16 protein-coding genes are annotated in these 14547 nt (G+C 68.6%); 13 read left to right on the plus strand and 3 right to left on the minus strand.

The features are described 5' to 3' along the window. The first annotated feature begins 5 nt into the window (after window positions 1–5). The 11 genes from GXN78_RS27010 (at window position 6) to GXN78_RS27060 (ending at window position 10421) form a co-directional block, all read left to right on the plus strand. Window positions 6–1181 carry an acetyl-CoA C-acyltransferase gene (locus GXN78_RS27010; protein ID WP_106558139.1) on the plus strand — a complete coding sequence of 392 codons (1176 nt, stop codon included), beginning with the start codon at window positions 6–8 and terminating at the stop codon, window positions 1179–1181. A 6-nt stretch (window positions 1182–1187) separates the two neighbouring features. Next, the gene (locus GXN78_RS27015) at window positions 1188–3044 is read left to right on the plus strand and encodes an acyl-CoA dehydrogenase (RefSeq protein WP_106558140.1); all 1857 of its coding nucleotides are present in this window, start codon (window positions 1188–1190) and stop codon (window positions 3042–3044) included. Then, the gene (locus tag GXN78_RS27020) at window positions 3044–3247 is read left to right on the plus strand and encodes a hypothetical protein (protein WP_106558141.1); all 204 of its coding nucleotides are present in this window, start codon (window positions 3044–3046) and stop codon (window positions 3245–3247) included. Before GXN78_RS27015 ends, GXN78_RS27020 begins: the two co-directional genes overlap by 1 nt. A gap of 46 nt (window positions 3248–3293) precedes the next feature. Further along, entirely contained in the window at window positions 3294–4088 is a 795-nt protein-coding gene (locus GXN78_RS27025; RefSeq protein ID WP_106558142.1) for an SDR family oxidoreductase, read from the plus strand. Window position 4089: 1 nt separating this feature from the next. Beyond that, on the plus strand, window positions 4090–4551 hold the full coding sequence (locus GXN78_RS27030) for a PaaI family thioesterase (protein WP_106558143.1): 462 nt from the start codon (window positions 4090–4092) through the stop codon (window positions 4549–4551). A gap of 12 nt (window positions 4552–4563) precedes the next feature. Beyond that, window positions 4564–5580 carry an NADP-dependent oxidoreductase gene (locus tag GXN78_RS27035; protein ID WP_106558144.1) on the plus strand — a complete coding sequence of 339 codons (1017 nt, stop codon included), beginning with the start codon at window positions 4564–4566 and terminating at the stop codon, window positions 5578–5580. Between the two features lie 25 nt (window positions 5581–5605). Beyond that, entirely contained in the window at window positions 5606–7246 is a 1641-nt protein-coding gene (locus tag GXN78_RS27040) for an isovaleryl-CoA dehydrogenase (protein ID WP_106558145.1), read from the plus strand. 25 nt (window positions 7247–7271) lie between these two features. After that, window positions 7272–8210, plus strand: a complete 939-nt coding sequence (locus GXN78_RS27045) for a glutathione S-transferase family protein (RefSeq protein ID WP_106558146.1) — start codon at window positions 7272–7274, stop codon at window positions 8208–8210. Between the two features lie 106 nt (window positions 8211–8316). Continuing rightward, complete coding sequence (locus GXN78_RS27050; RefSeq protein WP_106558147.1) at window positions 8317–9225, plus strand: SDR family oxidoreductase; 909 nt, start codon at window positions 8317–8319, stop codon at window positions 9223–9225. Between the two features lie 83 nt (window positions 9226–9308). Then, window positions 9309–9779 (plus strand): hypothetical protein, encoded by a 471-nt coding sequence (locus GXN78_RS27055; RefSeq protein ID WP_106558148.1) that lies wholly within the window; start codon window positions 9309–9311, stop codon window positions 9777–9779. A 282-nt stretch (window positions 9780–10061) separates the two neighbouring features. Then, window positions 10062–10421: a DUF1428 domain-containing protein gene (locus tag GXN78_RS27060; RefSeq protein ID WP_106558149.1), complete on the plus strand. Its 360-nt coding sequence runs from the start codon at window positions 10062–10064 to the stop codon at window positions 10419–10421. A 19-nt stretch (window positions 10422–10440) separates the two neighbouring features. Here GXN78_RS27060 and GXN78_RS27065 read toward each other — a convergent pair whose 3' ends face one another. After that, a complete protein-coding gene (locus GXN78_RS27065) occupies window positions 10441–11370 on the minus strand; it encodes a LysR substrate-binding domain-containing protein (protein WP_106558150.1) in 930 nt (309 codons plus the stop codon). 124 nt (window positions 11371–11494) lie between these two features. On the opposite strand from GXN78_RS27065, the gene GXN78_RS27070 reads away from it, so the two are divergent. Together GXN78_RS27070 and GXN78_RS27075 are read left to right on the plus strand one after the other, a co-directional pair. Next, window positions 11495–12193, plus strand: a complete 699-nt coding sequence (locus tag GXN78_RS27070) for an NAD(P)H-dependent oxidoreductase (RefSeq protein WP_106558151.1) — start codon at window positions 11495–11497, stop codon at window positions 12191–12193. Continuing rightward, window positions 12190–12597: a RidA family protein gene (locus GXN78_RS27075; protein ID WP_106558152.1), complete on the plus strand. Its 408-nt coding sequence runs from the start codon at window positions 12190–12192 to the stop codon at window positions 12595–12597. Before GXN78_RS27070 ends, GXN78_RS27075 begins: the two co-directional genes overlap by 4 nt. Window positions 12598–12608: 11 nt before the next feature. Here GXN78_RS27075 and sctR read toward each other — a convergent pair whose 3' ends face one another. Beyond that, window positions 12609–13268 (minus strand): type III secretion system export apparatus subunit SctR, encoded by a 660-nt coding sequence (sctR, locus tag GXN78_RS27080; protein WP_106558153.1) that lies wholly within the window; start codon window positions 13266–13268, stop codon window positions 12609–12611. Window positions 13269–13285: 17 nt separating this feature from the next. Continuing rightward, window positions 13286–14365, minus strand: coding sequence for a type III secretion system cytoplasmic ring protein SctQ (gene sctQ / locus GXN78_RS27085; RefSeq protein WP_106558154.1), 1080 nt, complete (start codon window positions 14363–14365; stop codon window positions 13286–13288). Window positions 14366–14547: the final 182 nt, after the last annotated feature.

A 14547-nucleotide genomic window follows, 5' to 3' on the forward strand; every position in this document is an offset into this window, starting at 1 on the left:
TCACCATGACCCGCGCCGTCATCGTCTCCACCGCCCGCACGCCGCTCGCCAAGAGCTGGAAGGGCTCCTTCAACATGACGCACGGCGCCACCCTGGGCGGCCATGCCGTGCAGCACGCCGTGGCGCGCGCCGGCATCGAGGCCGCGGAGGTCGACGACGTCATCATGGGCTGCGCCAACCCCGAGGGCGCCACCGGCGCCAACATCGCGCGCCAGATCGCGCTGCGCGCCGGCCTGCCCATCACCACCTCGGGCATGACCATCAACCGCTTCTGCTCCTCGGGCCTGCAAACCATCGCGACCGCCGCGCAGCGCATCGTGGCGGGCGAGGGCGAGGTCTATGTGGCGGGCGGCGTGGAGAGCATCTCCTGCGTGCAGAACGAGATGAACAAGCACATGCTGGCCGACCCCTGGCTGGTCAAGCACAAGCCCGAAATCTACTGGAACATGCTGCAGACCGCCGAGCAGGTGGCCAAGCGCTACGAGATCGGGCGCGACGCCATGGACGAGTACGGCGCTGCCAGCCAGCAGAAGGCCGCGGCCGCGCTCGAGAAGGGCCTGTTCAAGGACGAGATTGCGCCGATCACCGTGCTGGCCGGCGTGGCCGACCCGGTGCTGGGCCTGCGCACCAAGGAGGTCACGGTCGAGAACGACGAGGGCATCCGCGCCGGCACCACCAAGGAAGGCATCAGCGGCATCCGCCCGGCCCTTCCCGGCGGGCTGATCTCGGCCGGCAACGCCAGCCAGTTCTCCGACGGCGGCGGCGCCTGCGTGGTGATGGAGGAGAAGTACGCCGAGAAGAAGGGCCTGAAGCCCCTGGGCCGCTTCCTCGGCTTCGCGGTCGCAGGCTGCGAGCCCGACGAGATGGGCATCGGCCCTGTGTTCGCGATCCCCAAGGTGCTCAAGCGCCTGGGCCTGAAGATCGACGACATCGACCTGTGGGAGCTCAACGAGGCCTTCGCCGTGCAGGTGATCTACTGCCGCGACAAGCTGGGCATCCCGGGCGACCGCCTGAACGTCAACGGCGGCGCCATCGCGGTGGGCCACCCCTACGGCGTGAGCGGCCAGCGCCTGACCGGCCATGCGCTGATCGAGGGCAAGCGTCGCGGTGCGAAGAAGGTCGTGGTGACGATGTGCATCGGCGGCGGGATGGGCGCGGCGGGGGTGTTCGAGGTTCTCTGACACGCCATGAGCCTTCGCCCCACCCTCGACTTCCTGCTCTACGACTGGCTCCACGCCGAGTCGCTCAACGAGCGGGAGCGCTTTGCCGACCATTCGCGCGAGACCTTCGATGCGGTGCTCGACACCTGCGAGCGCATCGCGCGCGAGAAGTACGCGCCGCACAACCGCACCGTCGACACTCAGGAGCCGCACTTCGACGGCGAGAAGGTGATCCTGCCGCAAGCCACGCACGATGCGCACAAGGCCTTCGTCGAATCGGGCATGCTGAGCGCCGCGCAGGACTACGAGATCGGCGGCATGCAGCTGCCCTACACCCTGCAGGCAGCGGCCAACAGCTTCTTCGCCATGGCCTCGGTCAGCATCGGCTCCAACATGCTGACCAGCGGCAACGCCAACCTGCTGATGGTGCACGGCACGCCGATGCAGCAGGCGGTGTTCGCAAAGAACGAGTTTTCGGGGCGATGGGCGGGCACCATGTGCCTGTCGGAGCCGCAGGCGGGCTCCAGCCTCAGCGATGTGGCGACCCGCGCGGTGCCGGACGGCCCGGACTTCCAGGACGATCCGCTGGGGCCACGCTACCGGCTCACGGGCAACAAGATGTGGATCTCGGCCGGCGACCATGAGCTGACCGAGAACATCGTTCATATCGTGCTGGCCAAGATCCCCGACGAGAACGGCAAGCTGGTGCCAGGCACGCGCGGCATCTCGCTGTTCATCGTGCCGAAGAAGATGGTCGACACGGATGGGCAACTCACCGGTGAGCGCAACGATGTAGCCCTCGCCGGCCTCAACCACAAGCTCGGCTGGCGCGGCACCACCAACACGCTGCTCAACTTCGGCGAAGGCAAGTTCCCGGTCAACGGCAAGCCCGGCGCGGTGGGCTACCTGGTGGGCCAGCCCGGCAAGGGCCTGCACTGCATGTTCCACATGATGAACGAGGCCCGCATCGGCGTGGGCACCGCGGCCACCATGCTGGGCATGGCCGGCTACCACGCCTCGCTGGACTACGCGAAGAATCGGCCCCAGGGTCGGCACGCACAGAAAGCCGGCGCCAGCGCCGGGGGGCCGGCCGGCAAGGACGCCGCGAAGCCGCAGGTGCGCATCATCGAGCACGCCGACGTGCGCCGCATGCTGCTGGCGCAGAAGTCCTATTGCGAAGGCGCACTGGCGCTGGAGCTGTATTGCGCTCGCCTCGTCGACGAGCAGAAGACCGCCGACGCCCAGGCCGCCGACGACGCGCGCCTCCTGCTCGAGGTGCTGACGCCGATCGCCAAGAGCTGGCCCAGCGAGTGGTGCCTGGAGGCCAACTCGCTTGCGATCCAGGTGCATGGCGGCTACGGCTACACGCGCGACTTCCCGGTGGAGCAGTACTGGCGCGACAACCGCCTGAACATGATCCACGAGGGCACCCATGGCATCCAAGCCGCCGACCTGCTGGGCCGCAAGGTGCTGATGGAAGACGGCCGCGGCCTGCAGCTGCTGGCCGCGCGCATCACCGACACCATCGACCGCGCCGCGCGCGTGCCCTCGCTGGCCGCGCATGCCAAAGCGCTGGCCGAGGCCCTGCAGCGCATCGGCAGCGCCACCCGCGCGGCCTGGGCCACGGGCAACCCGCAGGACGCGCTGGCCAATGCCGTGCCCTACATGCAGGCCTTCGGCCACACGGTGCTGGCCTGGATCTGGCTCGACGTCGCCGAGCATGCCTTGGGCGGCGATGCCTCCAAGGCCCTGCCGGCCACGGCCGGGCGCGTGGGCGCGACCGACTATTTCTTTCACTACGAGTTGCCCAAAATCGGCGCCTGGCTCCAGGTGGTGGAGCGCCGCGACCCGACCTGCACAACCCTTCCCGAAGAAGCCTTCTGATGACCACCACCCCTCCCAAGCCCCATGCCAGGCTCGAGAAATGGATCTGGATCCTGATCTACGGGGGTCTGTTCCTGCTGATCCTCGGCATCGCGACCGGCCGCGCCAACGAGGCGCTGGGCTGGTCGATGGCCACGCCCGGCGTGCTGCTGGCGGTGGCCGGCGTGGTGCTCATCTACGTTCGCTCGAGGCTCAAGCCATGATCGAGCACATCGCGATGGCGAACCCCCTGAACCCGGAGACAAGACCATGAGCGCACGAAGCATCCAGAAACTGTTCGACCTGAGCGGCAAGACCGCCCTGGTCACCGGCGGCTCCCGCGGCCTGGGCCTGCAGATGGCCCACGCGCTGGGCGAGGCCGGCGCCAAGATCATGCTGAACTCGCGCAAGGCCGAGGACCTGGAGCAGGCCGCGGCCGAGCTGCAGGCGGCCGGCATCGACGCCCGCTGGATCGCCGCCGACTGCTCGAAGGAAGAAGACACGCGGCGCCTCGCCGACGAGACCCTGGAGCGCATGGGCGCGGTCGACATCCTGGTCAACAACGCGGGCGCCAGCTGGGGCGCGCCGGCCGAGGACCACCCGGTGGAGGCCTGGGACAAGGTGATGAACCTCAACGTCCGCGGCTACTTCATCCTCGCGCAGCAGATCGCGCGCGGCTGCATGATCCCGAAGAAGAGCGGGCGCATCATCAACATCGCCTCCATCGCGGGCCTGAACGGCAACCCGCCCGAGATGCAGACCCTGGCCTACAACACCTCCAAGAGCGCGGTGATCGGCTTCACGCACACGCTGGCGGCCGAATGGGGCCGCTACAACATCAACGTCAACGCGATCTGCCCGGGTTTCTTCATGACCAAGATGGCGGCCGGGCTGATCAAGTCCATCGGCGAGGAAAAAATGGCCTCGCATGCGCCGCTGGGCCGGCTGGGCGACGAGGAAGACCTCAAGGGCATCACCCTGCTGTACGCGAGCGATGCCGGCAAGCACATCACCGGCCAGTGGCTGGCCGTGGACGGCGGCGTGAGCGTGGTGCTCGGGGCCTGACATGGCCTCCGGGTCCGACGACATCAACATCCGCTCCTACGCGAGCCAGATCCCCTTCGCGCGCCACCTCGGCTTCGAGCTCACGAAGTTCGAGGGCGGCGAATCCGAGATCCACTACACGGCGAAGCCCGAGCACCTGAACACCTTCGACGTGACCCACGGCGGCGCCTGCATGACGCTGCTGGACATCACCATGGCCGCCGCCGCGCGCAGCCAGACGCCCGAGCTCGGCGTGGTCACCATCGAGATGAAGACCAGCTTCATGCGGCCCTCGGTCGGCCCGCTGCATGCGCGAGGCCGGCTGATGCACCGCACCGCCACGCTGGCCTTCACCGAAGCCACGATCTACGATGAACAGAAGCGCGTCTGCGCCCACGCCACCGGCACCTTCAAGTACGTGAAGCGACGCCTTCCCACCGGCCCCGGCAGCGCTAACGCCATGCGTCCGCCTTCTACCGACTAAGAGAAACCCGACATGCCCACCAATCGCCAGCAACTGCTCGACAACCGCCCCGAGGGCGAAGCCGTCGCCTCCAACTTCAAGCTCGTCAGTGCGCAGACGCCGCCGCTGAATGACAACCAGGTCCTGGTGCGCCACCACTACATGAGCCTGGACCCGTACATGCGCGGCCGCATGAACGATGCCAAGAGCTATGCCCAGCCGCAGCCCCTCGGCCAGGTGATGCAGGGCGGCACCGCCGGCGAGGTGGTGGAGAGCCGGCACCCCAAGTACGCCATCGGCGACAAGGTGGTCGGCTTCGGCGGCTGGCAGGAATACAGCGTGGTCGATGCCTCGCAGCCGGGCGCGCTGAAGAAGGTGGACACCACCCATGTGCCGCTGTCGCATTACCTCGGCGCCGTCGGCATGCCGGGCGTGACGGCCTGGTACGGGCTGGTGAAGATCATCGCCCCGAAGGCCGGCGAGACGCTCGTGGTCACGGCCGCCGCCGGCGCCGTGGGCAGCGCCTTCGGCGCGCTGGCCAAGGCGCGCGGCTGCCGGGTGGTCGGCATCGCGGGCGGCGCGGACAAGTGCAGGTACGTGAAGGACGAGCTGGGCTTCGATGCCTGCATCGACTACCGGCAGCACCCCGACGTCAAGAGCATGAGCGCCGCCCTCAAGGAAGCCTGCCCCGACGGCATCGACGGCTACTTCGAGAACGTCGGCGGCTACATCTTCGACGCCGTGCTGCTGCGTGCCAATGCCTTCGCGCGCATCGCGCTGTGCGGCATGATTGCCGGCTACGACGGGCAGGCGCTGCCGCTGGCCAACCCGGCGCTGTTCCTCATCAACCGGATCAAGCTCGAGGGCTTCATCGTCAGCGAGCACATGGAAGTCTGGCCCGAGGCGCTGGCCGAGCTGGGCCAGCTGGTCGCGAGCGGCAAGCTCAAGCCGCGCGAGTCGGTCGCGCAGGGCATCGAGTCGGCGCCGGAGGCCTTCCTGGGTCTGCTCAAGGGCAAGAATTTCGGCAAGCAACTGGTGAAGCTGATCTAGGCTTCACTCGCGCAAGGAGGCCGTGATGGACGCAACGCACGAGGTCTTCAACCAGCCGGAGCCGCTGGCCGGCTACAACCTGTTCGAGACCAACCGGCCGTTGCGCGATGCGCTCAAGTTCAACGCGCCGCAGCTGCAGCTTTCGCCGCTCGAACATCTGGGCGGCGTGCTCGGCTCGGCCGAGATGCAGGTCCATGCGCGGCTCGCGAACACGAATCCGCCGGTGCTGCACACGCACGATCGATTCGGGCGGCGCGTCGACGAAGTGGAGTTTCATCCGAGCTACCACGTGCTGATGAAGGCAGCGGTGGGGGCGGGCTTGCATGGCACGCCGTGGACGGGCGAATCGGCTTCGCCCCACGTTCAGCGCGCCGCCGGCTTCATGCTCTTCACCGAGCTCGAGCCCTCCATCCTCTGCCCCATCTCCATGAGCTACGCCGTCACGCCCGCCCTGCGCGGCAACGCGGCCATCCATGCCGACTGGGGGGCCAAGCTCGCGAGCCTCTGGTACGACCCAGCCCTGAAGCCCTGGCGCGACAAGCCCGGCGTGACCATGGGCATGGGCATGACCGAGAAGCAGGGCGGCTCCGACGTGCGGGCCAACACCACCCGCGCCGTGCGCGCCGGCAGCGACGCCTGGGGCGAGCGCTACGAGATCACCGGCCACAAGTGGTTCTTCTCCGCGCCGATGTGCGATGCCTTCCTGGTGCTGGCGCAGGCCCCCGCGGGCCTCAGCTGCTTCTTCCTGCCGCGCGTGCTCGACGACGGCAGCCGCAACGCCATCCGCATCCAGCGCCTGAAGGACAAGCTGGGCAACAAGGCCAACGCCAGCTCCGAGGTCGAGTTCCACGGTGCCAGCGCCTGGCTGGTGGGCGAGGAGGGCCGCGGCATCCCGCAGATCCTCGAGATGGGCACCATGACGCGCCTGGACTGCGCCCTGGGCACCAGCGGCCTGATGCGCCAGGCGCTCAGCCTCGCGCTGAACCATACGTCCCAGCGGCAGGCCTTCGGCAAGCCGCTCGCCCTGCAGCCGCTGATGAAGAACGTGCTGGCCGACCTCGCGCTCGAAAGCGAAGCGGCCACCGCGCTGGCGATCCGCCTGGCGCGCGCCTTCGACCGCCCGCAGGACGCGCACGAGCGCCTGATGGCGCGCCTGCTCACACCGGTGGCCAAGTTCTGGATCTGCAAGCGCGGCAGCCACTTTGCGCAGGAGGCGATGGAATGCCTCGGCGGCAACGGCTACGTGGAGGAGGGCGGCGAGGGCGTGATGGCGCGCATCTACCGCGAGATGCCGCTCAACTCCATCTGGGAAGGCGCCGGCAACATCATGGCGCTCGACCTGCTGCGCGGCCTGCGCAAGGGCGATGCCGTCGCCGCGCTGGCGCAGGAACTGAAGCCGGCGCGCGGCAGCGATGCGGCGCTCGACCGCCTGGCCGACGCGCTGCCCGCGCGCATCGAGGCCATGGCCACCGAGGCCGAGGCGCGCCGCCTCGCGCAGGACGTGGCGCTGGCCGTGCAGGCCGCTGTGCTGGTGCAGACCGCACCGCCTGCGGTCGCGGGCGCCTTCTGCGCCTCCCGCCTCGGCGGCGACTGGGGCCAGGCCTTCGGCACCCTGGGCGCCGGCACCGATTTCGATTCCATCATCGCGCGCGCCCAGCCCCGGTGAGCGCCGCAAGGAAGCAAGAAGAACCATGCCTGACCTGATCCTCCACCACTACGCCACCTCGCCCTTCTCCGAGAAGCTGCGCCTCGTGCTCGGCTACAAGAAGCTGGCCTGGAAGTCCGTGATCATTCCGCAGATCGCGCCCAAGCCCGACCTCGTCGCGCTCACCGGCGGCTACCGCCGCACGCCGGTGCTGCAGATCGGCGCCGACATCTACTGCGACACCTCGCTCATCTGCGACGTGCTGGAACACGTGGCGCCGCTGCCCTCGCTGTACCCCGAGCCGGGCAAGGGCCTGGAGCGCGTGGTCGCCCAGTGGGGCGACACCACGCTCTTCTGGGCCTCGATGGCCTACAGCATCAGCGGCAAGGGCACCGCCGATCTCTTCGCCAAGGCGCCGCCCGAGGCCGCCAAGGCCTTCGGCGAGGACCGCAAGGCCATGAGCGTGAACATGGTGCGGCACCGGCCCGGCGACGCCGCGGCGGCCTACAAGTCCTACCTGCGGCGCATGTCCGACATGCTCGACGACACCGACTACCTGGTCGGCGCCTATCCCACCGTGGCCGACTTCGCCTGCTACCACGCGCTGTGGTTCACCCGCAAGCGCACGCCCTCGATGGCCGGCATCCTGCAGATCACGCCGGCGGTGAGCGACTGGATGGACCGCATGGCCGCCATCGGCCACGGCACGATGGAGACCTTCGACGCCGCCCAGGCCCTCGCGGTGGCCGCCGCCAACACGCCGCACACGCTGCTGTCCGACAGCACCTTCCAGGACGAGCACGGCATCCCGCTGGGCACGCGCGTCACGGTCGCTGCCGAGAGCTTCGGCCCCGAGCCGACCGAAGGCGAACTGATGGCCGCGACCCGCACGCACTACACGCTGCGCCGCACCGACCCGCGGGCGGGCACGGTGCATGTGCACTTTCCGCGCATCGGGTACACCTTGCGCAAGGTCGAAGCCTGAACGTGAAGACGGGGACTGAACGCAGCAGTCGCAGAGGTTACGCAGAAGTCGCGCAAGGACAGCCAAAATTTTGGTTGTCGTCTTCCTCCGCAAACAAGGACCCCCAATGATCCAGGACTTCCACGGCACCACCGCCGTTCTCACCGGCGCCGGCTCCGGCTTCGGCCTCGAATGCGCGCGCATCGGCGCCGCGCGCGGCATGAACCTGGTGCTGGTCGACGTGCAGCAGGACGCGCTGGACGAGGCGCGCGCCGAGATGGAGGCGGCCGGTGCCCAGGTCCTGGCGCGCAAGGTCGACGTGGCCGACGCGGGCCAGATGGAACAGCTTGCAAGAGACGTGAAGGAGCGCTTCGGCGCGCCGCATTTCGTCTTCAACAATGCCGGCGTGGGTTCCGGCGGGCTGGTCTGGGAGAACACCGTTGCCGACTGGGAATGGGTGCTCGGCGTCGACCTGTGGGGCGTGATCCACGGCGTGCGCCTGTTCACGCCGATGATGCTCGAGGCGGCCGCCAAAGACCCGGCCTGGCGCGGCCACATCGTCAACACCGCCAGCATGGCAGGCCTGCTGACGCCGCCCAACATGGGCATCTACAACACCGCCAAGGCGGCGGTCGTGAGCCTCACCGAAACCCTCTACCAGGACCTCAAGCTCATCACCGACCAGGTCGGCGCGAGCCTGCTGTGCCCGTACTTCGTGCCCACCGGCATCACCAGCAGCGAGCGCAACCGGCCCGGCGCGCTGGCGGCCGACAAGCCCACCCGAAGCCAGCTGATCGGCCAGGCCATGAGCAACAAGGCGGTCAGCAGCGGCAAGGTCACGGCCGTCGAGGTGGCGAACCAGGTCTTCGAAGCGATCAGCGCCAACCAGTTCTACGTGTTCAGCCATCCCAAGGCGCTGGGCAACGTGAGGAGCCGCATGGAGAACATCGTCTCCCTCACCAACCCCGCCGATCCCTTCCTGGAGCGGCCCGAGATCGGCGCGAAGCTGCGCGCCCAGTTGCGCGGCGCGGACTGAACCCGGGCCGGGTCGGACTCGGGAGGCCCCCCGCGTAGGTGTTCGCTGGCAGACAGTGCGTCTGCTTTGGGGACACTGGCTCGATGCTGAACCAAGCCTACGCAACGCCCGAAGCGGCGCGGCGCGACTACGGCCCCGTGCACGCCCAACTGACCAAAGCCGATCTCGGCGCCCAGCTGGCACGCCGCGCCGACGAATGGATCCGCCATGCGGGTCCCGCCGAGCTGTTGAGCGTCATCCTCTCCGGCGGCCTCAGTCCGGTGATCGTCGAAGAGGACGGCCACGTCCGCACCGGCATCGAGCTCGGCGAAGAGCCGGGCCTGCTGTCGAAACTCGGGATCATCTGGTCCGATCTGCCGCCAGCGGAGACGCTGCCCATCGTCGCGCTCGTCTGGGAGGCGACGCCGCCGCCTGCCGACAGCCGCCTATGGGAGGCCTGGCTGGCCCTCGACGGCCATGCGCGGGAAGGTGTGCGCCGCTTCCTGCACGACGAAGTCGACCAGTGCATCCCCTTGTTCGAGGCCTGCGCTGAGGCCTGGCTCCGCGAGAAGTAAACCCTTCGTTGTACCTGTTGCATTCGGTTGTAACCCACTGCTTCTTCAACAGGCAATCCGGCGGCAAGCCTTGTGGGACAAGGCTTCGGGGAGTTGCTCCCGCAGTTTTCCACAAGCTTGTCCACCTTCCGCGGGGACATTTCCGAGGAATGTCGCACAAGGGTGAGGAAGGGCGAGGTGCCGTCAGGGCTTCTGTGCCGGCACTTGCGATAGTGCCGGCACGCACTACGCTGTCTTGACTGCCTTCCCCGTTTGCCTTCAACCCAGCCCAAGGAGATCTGCATGGCTTACATCGACGGATATGTTCTTCCGGTCCCCAAGCGCAACATCGAGCAGTACCGCGAGATGGCCACCAAGGCGGGCAAGATCTGGCGCGAGCACGGCGCCCTCGAGTACCGCGAGTGCGTGGCCGACGATGTGAAGCCCGGCGAGGTGACGTCCTTCCCGCAGGCCGTGAACCTGAAGGAGGACGAGCTCGTCATCTTCTCGTACATCGTGTACGAATCGCGCGCGCACCGCGACGAGGTCAATGCCAAGGTGATGGGCGATCCGCGCCTGGCCGACATGATGGACCCCAAGACCTTGCCCTTCGACGGCAAGCGCATGTTCTGGGGCGGCTTCGACACGCTCGTCTCGCTCTGAGCTCGCGGGCGGCTCAAGCTCAGGCTTGGCCGGCCTGCGCCGCGATCCACGCCCACACGGCCCCTATCGCCGGCTCGCGCTCGCGGCCCCTGGCCGTGGCCAGGAAATAGCGGCCGGTGTCGAGCGCCGGGCCGAAGGGCTGCACCAGCGCGCCGCTGCGCAGCTCCTCGGCCGCGAGCGTGAGGCTCAGCAATGCGACGCCATGGCCCGCGAGCGTGGCGAACATCGCGTGCGTCTCGTCCGAGAAGCTGAGGCCCGCGGCCGCCGCGCGCGAGCGGGCTTTCGGCATGGCCAGGCCTGCTTCCGCGAACCAGCGCGGCCATCGCGCGGGCGCACTCGCGTTCGGCTGCCAGTCGCAATGGATCAGGCGGTGCTGCGGCAGGTCCCGCGCGCGCTTCAGGCCCAGCGCGGGGCTGCACAGGGGCGCATAGCGCTCGGCCATCAGCTCCGCCGTCGCGAGGCCGGGCCAGTCGCCCCGGCCGGAGCGGATCGCGAGGTCCGCGTCGCCGCGCGCCAGGTCGACCAGCGTATCGCTCGCATGCAGCCGAAGCTCGATGCCGGGGCAGGCGCTGCGAAAGGCCGCGATGCGCGGCAGCACCCACTTGGCGACGAAGGCGGTGTTGGCAGTGAGCGTGACCGTCTCGCCCTCGGCGCGCGCGCGCAAGGCCTGCACGCCAGCTTCGAGCGTGTCGAAGCCTTCGCGCAGCGCATGGAACAGCCGCAGGCCCGCGGGCGTCAGCGCCAGCTGGCGCGTCAGGCGCCGGAACAGCGGCTGGCCCAGCGTGCTTTCGAGGCCGCGCACCTGGTGACTGATGGCGGTGGGCGTGACCGAGAGCTCGGCTGCGGCGCGCTGAAAGCTGGCATGCGCCGCGGCGGCCTCGAAGGCCCGCAGCGCGGACAGGGGCGGCAGCCGGCGAGGCGGCCGAATGGGTGAGCTAAGTTCATTCATCGAGGAGAAATCGTCATTTGCGGCGCAACGAAAGCAGCTCTAGATTCGATGCAGGCATGGGTGTCGCCCGAGGGTACGACACACAAGCCAGGTTCATCCATCGATTCCAAGGAAAGCCTTCTTCATGAGCACGCTTTTGCACATCGACGCCAGCGCCCGGACAGGCCGCTCCGGCATCGACCCCCATGGTTCCCACACGCGCCGGCTGTCGGCGCGCTTCGTCGAGCGCTGGCGTGCGGCACGCCCGCAGGACCGCATCGACTACCTCGACGTCGGCGCCCGGCCGCCATCGCACGTCACGGGCGCATGGATCCACGCCGCCTTCACGCCGCCGGACGCACGCGAGCCGTGGATGGGCGAGGCCCTGGCCGAGAGCGATCGTCTCGTCGACCAGCTGATCGCGGCCGACCTGATCGTGGTGGGCGTGCCGATGTACAACTTCGGCGTGCCCGCGCAGTTCAAGGCCTACATCGACAACATCGTGCGCGTGGGCCGCACCTTCGGCTTCGACCGTGCGCGCGGCGAGGTGCCGTACTGGCCGCTGCTGGTCGATGCGGGCAAACGCCTGGTGCTGCTGGGTTCGCGCGGCGACTTTGGCTACGGCGAGGGCGAGCGCATCGCGCATCTCAACCACACGGAGGCCAGCGTGCGCTCGGTGTTCGGCTACATGGGCATCATGGAGGTGCACGAACTCGCGGTCGAGTACGACGAGTTCGGCGGCGAACTGCTGGCACAGTCGCTGGTGCAGGCCGAGCATGCCGTCGATCGCCTGGTCGACCACCTCTCGGCCCGACATGTTCAATTCATCATGGAAAACGCATGACCTCTTTTCAACTCTTCAACCCGGCCGGCCTCTACGACCCGGGCCCCAATGGTTACTCGCACCTCGCGAACGTCCCGCCCGGACACCGGTTCGTGCTCGTGTCGGGGCAGGGCGGCGAGGCGACGGACGGGCAGCTGCCACCCGATTTCGAAACGCAGGTGCGGCAGGCCCTCTCGAACATGCGTGTCGCGCTCGCGTCCGTCGGAGCCGAGACCGGGGATGTGGCGCGGCTGCTGGTGCTGGTGGTGGACCACAACGAAGAGCGGCTGAAGGTGCTCGGAGCGGAACTCGACCGTGTCTGGGGCGATGCGCCGAAGCCGGCGTGCACGCTGGTGCCGGTGCCGCGGCTGGCGCTGGATGGGATGCTGTTCGAGGTCGAGGCGACGGCGGTGGTGCTTGCTTAGGGCCGAGCCGCTCACCGATACGACAACACCAACCCATGCACCAGCCGCGTCCACCCATCCAGCATCACGAACAGCAACAGCTTGAACGGCAATGAAATCGTCGTCGGCGCAATCATCGACATCCCCAGCGCGAGCAGCACGGTGGCGACGATCAGGTCCACCACCACGAACACCAGGTAGATGATGAAGCCGATCTGGAAGGCCCGCGTCAGCTCGCTCAGCGTGAAGCTCGGCACCAGCACCATGAAGTCGTCGGCACGCAGCTGCTCGGCGCGCGCCTGCGGCCAGATGTTGGAGGCCGACTTCAGGAAGAACTGCCGCTCCCGCTCGTGCGTGTGCTTCTGCAAGAACTCCTTGAGCGGTGCCTTGGCCGCATCGATCACCGCCACGATGTCGTTGAGGCCCTCGCCCTTGGCGCCGAAGTTTCGATTGCGCAGCGCATCGCCCACGTCCATGCCCACCGGCGCCATGATGTAGACCGACAGGATGATCGCGATGCCGTTGAGCACCATGTTCGGGGGCGTCTGCTGCAGGCCCAGCGCGGTGCGCAGCAGGCCGAAGACGATCACCAGCTTGGTGTAGCTGGTCACCATCAGCGCCACGAAGGGCGCGACGCCGAAGGCGACGATCAGCGCGACCAGCGTGAGGGGTTCGGGGAGTCCGCCCTGCATCTTTGCCGCCCGCCCGCTCAGACTTCGCCGGGCGCGAACTCCGACACGCGCACCCCCAGCCGGTCGCCCACCGCCACCAGGTAGCCCTTGCCCAGCACATTGCCGTGCGCCAGGATGCGCACCGGGCTGCGGTTGAGCGGCTGGCCGAGCTCGAACACGTGGCCGGCGCGGATGCTCTTCAATTCGCCGAGCGACAGCGACAGCTCGCCGACCTCGAAGCGCAGCGTGACCTCCAGCGCATCGAGCCGGTCGATCGGCAGGTTGACGCTGGCATCAGCGGCGGTCGGGGCGGGAGTGTCTGGCTTCATGGCGCTGTCTTTGGTTTGCTGAACGGTGATGCGCGAGCCCTCGGCAAAGGCCGTGAGCTGCCGGCCCGCCGGCCCGCCGAGCGCGGCCGTGACCACGATCGCGGCGCCCGAGGAGCTCCATTGCTCGATGCCGACGATGTCGCCGGGGCGGATGCTGTTGATCTCGCGCAGCTGGATCGGCGTGCCGCCGATCACGAAATGGACGGGTAGCCGCAGCGCATCGAAGGCGGCGCCCGGCCGTACCGCGTGCCGCTCGGCATCGGCCGGCACCAGGGCATCGAGCGTCGCGCCATCGTCGAACTGGACGAAGCCGCGCAAGACCGCGCCGCCCTCGGCCGCGGTGGCGACGAAGAAGGCCGCGCGTTCCGGATCGCAGGTCGGCGCAACGGCATCGCCGCCCTCCGGCGGCTGCCATTCGAAGTGCAGGCGCAACGCCTTCTCCAGCGCATCGGCCACCGGATGCAGCGCATCGGCCAGCAGGATGTAGCGCAGCTCGCGCGGCAGCAGCTCGAGGCGGCGCTCGCCCAGCAGCGCCTGAAGGCTCGGTGCATCCAGCCCCAGGTGGCCCGCGTGCGCACCGAGCTTGAATCGATAGCTCTCGCGCACCGCAGGCACCGGCCCCGCGTCGTGCCGCCACGCGAGGCGATAGCGCACGTCGCGCGCCACCAGCTCGCGCGGCGGCGCCGCGCCGTACAAGCGGTTGAGCGCACGCACGTTCGCAGGCTCGGCCCGCGGCAGCGCGCGCGCCTCGCCGAGCGCGGTCACCGGCTCAGCGGCCTGCGCGGGCATGCGTGCTTTCGTTGAACAAATCGCTGGGTCCTGTCACTGTCCACATTCCGCGCGGGCAGCGGGCCGCTGTCGCATTGCGGCGCAGCTTAGCGAAAGCAAACGGGCGCAGGTAGTACGCAAATGCGTAGTGCCATCCATGCGACAGGCGTGCGGATTCCTACGAGAACTCGTGGTTGCCGTAA

Origin of the sequence: Variovorax sp. WS11, from assembly GCF_010499245.1 — a bacterium.
Classification (GTDB): Bacteria; Pseudomonadota; Gammaproteobacteria; order Burkholderiales; family Burkholderiaceae_C; genus Variovorax.

Coding starts and splice junctions, on each gene's coding strand:
- GXN78_RS27045 (WP_106558146.1), top strand. CDS start 7,272: ATGCCTGACCTGATCCTCCACCACTACGCCACCTCGCCCTTCTCCGAG.
- GXN78_RS27040 (WP_106558145.1), top strand. CDS start 5,606: ATGGACGCAACGCACGAGGTCTTCAACCAGCCGGAGCCGCTGGCCGGC.
- GXN78_RS27020 (WP_106558141.1), top strand. CDS start 3,044: ATGACCACCACCCCTCCCAAGCCCCATGCCAGGCTCGAGAAATGGATC.
- sctQ (WP_106558154.1), bottom strand. CDS start 14,365: ATGCCCGCGCAGGCCGCTGAGCCGGTGACCGCGCTCGGCGAGGCGCGC.
- GXN78_RS27015 (WP_106558140.1), top strand. CDS start 1,188: ATGAGCCTTCGCCCCACCCTCGACTTCCTGCTCTACGACTGGCTCCAC.
- GXN78_RS27070 (WP_106558151.1), top strand. CDS start 11,495: ATGAGCACGCTTTTGCACATCGACGCCAGCGCCCGGACAGGCCGCTCC.
- sctR (WP_106558153.1), bottom strand. CDS start 13,268: ATGCAGGGCGGACTCCCCGAACCCCTCACGCTGGTCGCGCTGATCGTC.
- GXN78_RS27050 (WP_106558147.1), top strand. CDS start 8,317: ATGATCCAGGACTTCCACGGCACCACCGCCGTTCTCACCGGCGCCGGC.
- GXN78_RS27030 (WP_106558143.1), top strand. CDS start 4,090: ATGGCCTCCGGGTCCGACGACATCAACATCCGCTCCTACGCGAGCCAG.
- GXN78_RS27065 (WP_106558150.1), bottom strand. CDS start 11,370: ATGAATGAACTTAGCTCACCCATTCGGCCGCCTCGCCGGCTGCCGCCC.
- GXN78_RS27075 (WP_106558152.1), top strand. CDS start 12,190: ATGACCTCTTTTCAACTCTTCAACCCGGCCGGCCTCTACGACCCGGGC.
- GXN78_RS27035 (WP_106558144.1), top strand. CDS start 4,564: ATGCCCACCAATCGCCAGCAACTGCTCGACAACCGCCCCGAGGGCGAA.
- GXN78_RS27025 (WP_106558142.1), top strand. CDS start 3,294: ATGAGCGCACGAAGCATCCAGAAACTGTTCGACCTGAGCGGCAAGACC.
- GXN78_RS27060 (WP_106558149.1), top strand. CDS start 10,062: ATGGCTTACATCGACGGATATGTTCTTCCGGTCCCCAAGCGCAACATC.
- GXN78_RS27055 (WP_106558148.1), top strand. CDS start 9,309: ATGCTGAACCAAGCCTACGCAACGCCCGAAGCGGCGCGGCGCGACTAC.
- GXN78_RS27010 (WP_106558139.1), top strand. CDS start 6: ATGACCCGCGCCGTCATCGTCTCCACCGCCCGCACGCCGCTCGCCAAG.